3 rRNA genes are annotated in these 5,785 nt (G+C 54.9%); all 3 read right to left on the reverse strand.

The window, feature by feature from the left end:
• Positions 1-131: 131 nt before the first annotated feature.
• The 3 genes from rrf to D3I60_RS01565 all read right to left on the reverse strand — a co-directional run bounded on the left by rrf (position 132) and on the right by D3I60_RS01565 (position 5,491).
• Positions 132-250 (reverse strand): 5S ribosomal RNA (gene rrf, locus D3I60_RS01555).
• 183 nt (positions 251-433) lie between these two features.
• A 23S ribosomal RNA gene (locus D3I60_RS01560) occupies positions 434-3,548 on the reverse strand.
• Positions 3,549-3,963: 415 nt separating this feature from the next.
• A 16S ribosomal RNA gene (locus D3I60_RS01565) occupies positions 3,964-5,491 on the reverse strand.
• The 16S, 23S and 5S rRNA genes sit together here, the layout of an rRNA operon.
• Between the last annotated feature and the right edge of the window lie 294 nt (positions 5,492-5,785).

The following is a 5,785-nucleotide window of genomic DNA, read 5'->3' on the forward strand; positions in this document are numbered from 1 at the left end:
CGGGGGCGCAGCAACCCCGCGCCAGGTAGCAGAGCCCCCATCAGGTAGCAACAAACACGGGCATCACACCCACACGTGAATACAGTAATGGCCCCGCCCAAAACTGGACGAGGCCATCACCCCAAAAAATATTGCGGCAGTCACTTACTCTCCCACAACCACCAAGTTGCAGTACCATCAGCGCGAATGGGCTTAGCTACCGGGATCGGAACGGTTAACCGGGCGTTTCCCCACCACTATCACCACCGCAAAACCAACAAACCACCACCACAACCCCACACAAGGGTTGCCAGCGGTAGTGGTCCAAGAACCGCACAGCGAACGCGAACACCAAAAACTTATGCAATGCGCACCCCTCAAGGGCGCATTCCCTCATCACAACCAGAAAGGCGAATAAAGACTCTTCGCACACACCAGCCCCAAAAGGAAAAGGGTTAGTGAGTGATCGGTGTATTAGTACCAGTCAACTCCACACCTCACAGTGCTTCCATACCCGGCCTATCAACCCCATCATCTATAGGACACCTCCCCCAACAAAAGTTGGTTGGAAATCTCATCTCGGAGCCGGCTTCCCGCTTAGATGCTTTCAGCGGTTATCCATCCCGAACGTAGCCAACCAGCCATGCTCCTGGCGGAACAACTGGCACACCAGAGGTTCGTCCGTCCCGGTCCTCTCGTACTAAGGACAGACCTCCACAAATTTCCTACGCACGCAGCGGATAGGGACCGAACTGTCTCACGACGTTCTAAACCCAGCTCGCGTACCGCTTTAATGGGCGAACAGCCCAACCCTTGGGACCGACTCCAGCCCCAGGATGCGACGAGCCGACATCGAGGTGCCAAACCATGCCGTCGATATGGACTCTTGGGCAAGATCAGCCTGTTATCCCCGAGGTACCTTTTATCCGTTGAGCGACCACGCTTCCACAAGCCATGGCCGGGTCACTAGTCCCAGCTTTCGCTCCTGCTCGACACGTCCGTCTCACAGTCAAGCTCCCTTGTGCACTTACACTCGACACCTGATTGCCAACCAGGCTGAGGGAACCTTTGGGCGCCTCCGTTACTCTTTAGGAGGCAACCGCCCCAGTTAAACTACCCATCAGGCACTGTCCCTGAACCCGATCAGGGTCCGAAGTTAAGGAATCCACTATGGTCAGAGTGGTATTTCACCGATCGACTCCACCCCAACTAGCGTCAGGGTTTCCCAGTCTTCCACCTATCCTACACAAACCACACCGAATCCCAATACCAAACTATAGTGAAGGTCTCGGGGTCTTTCCGTCCTGCTGCGCGTAACGAGCATCTTTACTCGTAATGCAATTTCGCCGAGTTCGTGGTTGAGACAGCAGAGAAGTCGTTACGCCATTCGTGCAGGTCGGAACTTACCCGACAAGGAATTTCGCTACCTTAGGATGGTTATAGTTACCACCGCCGTTTACTGGGGCTTAAATTCTCCGCTTCACCCTTACGGGTTAACAGGTCCTCTTAACCTTCCAGCACCGGGCAGGCGTCAGTCCGTATACATCGACTTACATCTTCGCACGGACCTGTGTTTTTAATAAACAGTCGCTTCTCTCTGGCCTCTGCGACCACCACCAGCACATCCCCACGCATGGTGGGTTCACCGGGATGGTCCCCCTTCTCCCGAAGTTACGGGGGCATTTTGCCGAGTTCCTTAACCACGATTCTCTCGATCACCTTAGTATTCTCTACTCGACCACCTGTGTCGGTTATAGGGTACGGGCAACACACACCCTCACGTCGATGCTTTTCTCGGCAGCAGAGGATCACCAGATCACCCCACCAATATGGGGCGCCCATCAGCTCTCACACACCTGTGGGGACGGATTTACCTACCCCCACGTGCTACAACCTTAGACCGTGACTACCATCGCACGGCCTGGCTACCTTTCTGCGTCACACCTCACGCTTACCGACTCCACACTCAGGTCCCCCACTCAAACCCAACCACAGGCCCGAAGGCCTGACGGGGTCATCACAGGGTTAGTTTCGTGTGTTTTGGTACTGTCGGTTGTGTGTCGGTACCAGAATATCAACTGGTTGTCCATCGACTACGCCTGTCGGCCTCGCCTTAGGTCCCGACTTACCCAGGGCGGATTAGCCTAGCCCTGGAACCCTTGGTCATCCGGTGGACGGGTTTCTCACCCGTCTTTCGCTACTCATGCCTGCATTCTCACTCGAATCGCCTCCACCACTCGTTCACACGGCAGCTTCCCCGGCAACTCGACGCTCCCCTACCCAACACCACACCATTACGGTTATCTGTGGTGCTGCCACAACTTCGGCGGTGTACTTAGCCCCGCTACATTATCGGCGCTCAATCACTTGACCAGTGAGCTATTACGCACTCTTTCAAGGGTGGCTGCTTCTAAGCCAACCTCCTGGTTGTCTTCGCAACTGAACATCCTTTCCCACTGAGCACACGCTTAGGGGCCTTAGTTGATGGTCTGGGCTGTTTCCCTCTCGACAATGAAGCTTATCCCCCACTGTCTCACTGCCACGCTGAACCTTGACTGGCATTCGGAGTTTAGTTGACGTCAGTAACCCGGTAGGGCCCATCAGCCATCCAGTAGCTCTACCTCCAGCAAGAACCACGCAACGCTGCACCTAAATGCATTTCGGGGAGAACCAGCTATCACAGAGTTTGATTGGCCTTTCACCCCTAACCACAGGTCATCCCCTCCATTTTCAACTGAAGTGGGTGCGGGCCTCCACGCGCTCTTACACACGCTTCACCCTGCCCATGGCTAGATCACTCCGCTTCGGGTCTAGGACACGCGACTGGGACGCCCTATTCGGACTCGCTTTCGCTACGGCTACCCCACACGGGTTAACCTCGCCACGCACCGCTAACTCGCAGGCTCATTCTTCAAAAGGCACGCCATCACAGTCATCTAGATACTGCTCTGACGGATTGTAAGCACATGGTTTCAGGTACTCTTTCACTCCCCTCCCGGGGTACTTTTCACCATTCCCTCACGGTACTATTCCGCTATCGGTCATCAGGAAGTATTTAGCCTTACCAGGTGGTCCTGGCAGATTCACACGAAATTCCACGAGTTCCGTGCTACTCGGGCACATACACACTGCGAACGGTTGACGTTTCGCCTACGGGACTCTCACCCACTCCGGTCCTGTTTCCCACCAGGTTCGACTACACCAACCACGCTCACAGACCGGCCATGCTGGACCGGACCATGTACACCCCACAACACCCCTGCAGCAACACCAGCACGCTTGACACTGCACAGGTTTAGGCTCATCCAGTTTCGCTCGCCACTACTCCCGGAATCATTGTTATTTTCTCTTCCTGCGGGTACTGAGATGTTTCACTTCCCCGCGTTCCCTCCACATGCCCTATATATTCAGACACGGGTCACCACCCTCACGAGTGGCGGGGTTTCCCCATTCGGAGACCCTCGGATCAACGCCTGTTTATCGGCTCCCCGAGGCTTATCGCAGATTTCCACGTCCTTCATCGGCTCCTGATGCCAAGGCATCCACCATGCGCTCTTACACACTCACCCAACCCCCAAACAGGGCCAGCAAATGTGCGCGAAAAATTGTTTCATTCACCTTCACTAGATGATGACAAGAAAAATCACATTACATAAACAACACTTACGTGTCGTTTGATGCTCGCGTCCACTATACGATTCTCAAACCACTACCAAACACCCACCACCACACAACCGCTTCACGCTGCTGCTTGGTGGTCGGGTTGGTCCTGTTGGTTGAAACCACACCCAACCCACTGGTCGGGGTTTGTGATTCCAGGACCCAATAACGTGTCAGTTCTAGCCCGTCCAGATACCCATCGGCGTCGAGGCACTCACCTCAACAACGCTGAGCGGACGAGCAGGAGTTGTGATGTTCCACCCTTGAGCTCCCAACACCACGCACGAACGGCTGGTCGTTGGGGTTCTGATGTGTGCTCCTTAGAAAGGAGGTGATCCAGCCGCACCTTCCGGTACGGCTACCTTGTTACGACTTAGTCCCAATCACCAGTCCCACCTTAGACGGCCCCCTCCCACAAAGGGGTTGGGACACCGGCTTCGGGTGTTACCGACTTTCGTGACTTGACGGGCGGTGTGTACAAGGCCCGGGAACGTATTCACCGCAGCGTTGCTGATCTGCGATTACTAGCGACTCCGACTTCACGTAGTCGAATTGCAGACTACGATCCGAACTGAGACTGGCTTTAAGGGATTCGCTTACCCTCACGGGTTCGCCTCTCTCTGTACCAGCCATTGTAGCATGCGTGAAGCCCAAGACATAAAGGGCATGATGATTTGACGTCATCCCCACCTTCCTCCGAGTTGACCCCGGCAGTCTCCTATGAGTTCCCACCATCACGTGCTGGCAACATAGAACGAGGGTTGCGCTCGTTGCGGGACTTAACCCAACATCTCACGACACGAGCTGACGACAACCATGCACCACCTGTACACCAGCTCCAAAGAGAAGAACTGTTTCCAGAACGGTCCAGTGTATGTCAAGCCTTGGTAAGGTTCTTCGCGTTGCATCGAATTAATCCGCATGCTCCGCCGCTTGTGCGGGCCCCCGTCAATTCCTTTGAGTTTTAGCCTTGCGACCGTACTCCCCAGGCGGGGCACTTAATGCGTTAGCTACGGCGCGGAGAACGTGGAATGTCCCCCACACCTAGTGCCCAACGTTTACGGCATGGACTACCAGGGTATCTAATCCTGTTCGCTCCCCATGCTTTCGCTCCTCAGTGTCAGTTACAGCCCAGAGTCCCGCCTTCGCCACCGGTGTTCCTCCTGATATCTGCGCATTTCACCGCTACACCAGGAATTCCAGACTCCCCTACTGCACTCTAGTCAGCCCGTACCCACTGCACGCGCAACGTTAAGCGTTGCGTTTCCACAGCAGACGTGACCAACCACCTACGAGCTCTTTACGCCCAATAATTCCGGACAACGCTCGTACCCTACGTATTACCGCGGCTGCTGGCACGTAGTTAGCCGGTACTTCTTCTGCAGGTACCGTCACTTTCGCTTCTTCCCTGCTGAAAGCGGTTTACAACCCGAAGGCCGTCATCCCGCACGCTGCGTCGCTGCATCAGGGTTTCCCCCATTGTGCAATATTCCCCACTGCTGCCTCCCGTAGGAGTCTGGGCCGTGTCTCAGTCCCAGTGTGGCCGGTCGCCCTCTCAGGCCGGCTACCCGTCGTCGCCTTGGTAGGCCATTACCCCACCAACAAGCTGATAGGCCGCGAGCCCATCCCCGATCGAAAAACTTTCCACCAACCCTCATGCGAAGGAAGGTCGTATCCGGTATTAGACCCAGTTTCCCAGGCTTATCCCGAAATCAGGGGCAGGTTACTCACGTGTTACTCACCCGTTCGCCACTCATCCACCAGGTGCAAGCACCCAGCTTCAGCGTTCGACTTGCATGTGTTAAGCACGCAGCCAGCGTTCGTCCTGAGCCAGGATCAAACTCTCCATAAAAAACTTTATGTTACGAATGAATCCCAGCAAGACAGCCAACCCCTCACGGGGTGAGAAGGTTGACCAAAAAATACTGACCAAACACACAGCCACCCAAATAATGCGGGAGGTTCGGCGAAGAACCACCCACCACGGGCGAACCACTGTTTGGCCAGGTGATTGTCTTACCAGAAAAATAAATGTTCTGGCATCACAACTTGTTCAAACAAACACGCTATTGGATTCTCAAACCACAAACACACACCCATCACCACACCACACAAAACGCGTGTGTTCACTGGGGGTATCAGTTTC

This window comes from Brevibacterium permense (genome assembly GCF_025506275.1).
GTDB lineage: Bacteria > Actinomycetota > Actinomycetes > Actinomycetales > Brevibacteriaceae > Brevibacterium > Brevibacterium permense_A.